The sequence below is a fragment of the Conchiformibius kuhniae DSM 17694 genome (genome assembly GCF_000428785.1).
In the GTDB taxonomy this organism is placed as follows: domain Bacteria; phylum Pseudomonadota; class Gammaproteobacteria; order Burkholderiales; family Neisseriaceae; genus Conchiformibius; species Conchiformibius kuhniae.
The window spans coordinates 1-1,738 of the sequence record NZ_AUAP01000052.1 but is presented as its reverse complement, the minus strand read 5'-3'; the positions used below and the strand labels follow the sequence as shown (position 1 = coordinate 1,738).

The window sequence follows — 1,738 nt, the reverse complement described above, 5'->3', positions numbered from 1 at the left end:
GTTGTCGGCGTTGTTGCCGGTGAGTGTGTCGTTGTGCGCCGAGCCGATTAAGCGTTCGATTTGTGTGCCGTAGCCGATAAAGGCTTGGTTTTGGGTGTATTCATAGGCGTCGGTGGCATCGATGCGTCCGCTAATTTCGCCCACTGCGCCGGTTTTGCCGAAAAAGTCGCGCAAATAGGCTTCGCGGTTGGCGGCACGTCCCAGTCCGCTAATCGCAAACAGTTGGCTTTGTTCGCCCGCGTAAATCCATGAGCCGGGGGTGAGATTGACATTCACGCCTTGTGTTTGGTCGGAGGCGTCGAAGGTGTCCACGCCGCCGCCGTCCCAAATGTAGATGTCGTTGTCGGCGGTGCCGCGATTGTGGGGCTTGAAGCGGTACACGTCGTTGCCCGTACGCGCTTGCGGATTGACGCCGAAGCGGTAGTGCAGGAAGGCAAGGTCGTACAGGCGCAGGTCGGGGCGCGAGTCTTGGTCGGCGGTGTAGCTCAATACGGTGGTGGACAGGCGGTCTTCTTCTTCGCCCAATGTGTGCGGATATTTTTCCCAACGCATATAGTTGGCGGGGTGTTTTCCGCCCAAAGCGTGCATGGTTTCGTGCAACACGGTGCCGAAGCTGCTGCCCGATGTCAGACCTTTGCCGTTGCTGCCGCCGGCAAGGTCTTTGTTGATGTACACGCTGCCGCCGTGTTCGGCATAGCCTTTCGTGCCGCCCGACATGTCGCGCAAATGATAATGCATGCCGGTTTGGTCGGCATCAACGGCTTCAAATTTCACATTGGCATACCGTTCGATAATGTCCCACACATGGCGCACGGCTTGGCGGTTGCTTTCCGAAAACGGCAAATCGTTGCGGTATTGGGAAAAGCCGTAACGCAACACCGGCGTTTGCGCCTGCCCGAACGGTGCCAACATTTCCAAATAGATTTGGTTGTTCGGAATCAGGGCATTGATAAAATACGGACGCGCTTCGGGGGCAACGTGTTGGTGCTGGCTGACGAAGGTGCCGTCCGATTCGGGTTCGCGCGATACTTCCGTTCCGCCACGCGCCACCGTCTGACCGTCCTGCTGCAACAGCGCCGCCACTTTGCCCGTTTTTGCCAATTCGGCACGCGAAACCGCCGCACTGAAGCCCAGTTGTTCATCGACTCGGGTACGGATTTCGCTGTCGCCCACCGTCAGCAGCACGGTGTCGCCCGCTTTCGCGCTGCCCGATACCGTACCGCGCACGGTTACGCTGTCGGCGGTTTGCGGTGTGATGCCCAAATTGCCCGATGTGTCAAACCATTCGGACGGTTTGTCCCAACGCACATGACTGCCGTCCAGTTTCGGCGCATACGCCGCTTCGGCTTTGTAATCTTGACCGTAACTGTTTTTACGCACCAAATGATAAACGGTTTGCGCGTGTTGTACGGTTATTTGCGGTGTTTGCCCGTTCAGGGACGGCAAATCGGCGTCCGCCACGTCGATGTAAAAGCTGCGGTCGGTTTGGTTGATTGCCGAAGTATAAGTTTTGTCGCCGATTTTCACGGTGATGCCATGCACGCGGCCGGCGTTTTTGAATGTGGCAAATGCCGTGCCGTCCAACAAAATTTTCCCACTCAAACGCGTAACCCCGTCCTTCGCCAACACCCCCGCATCCAAGGCATTCAAACGAATCATTGCTTCCGGCTGCGGTGCGGGCGCGGGCGGCGGGGTAACGGGTGCGCTGTTTTCCACGCCGTAGTCTTGTTCGTCCGAT

The 1,738-nt window shown here is 57.7% G+C and carries 1 pseudogene; it reads right to left on the bottom strand.

The annotated features are described in order from the left end of the window. Positions 1-1,738 (bottom strand): annotated as a pseudogene (locus G392_RS13980) (hypothetical protein); the annotation flags it as partial.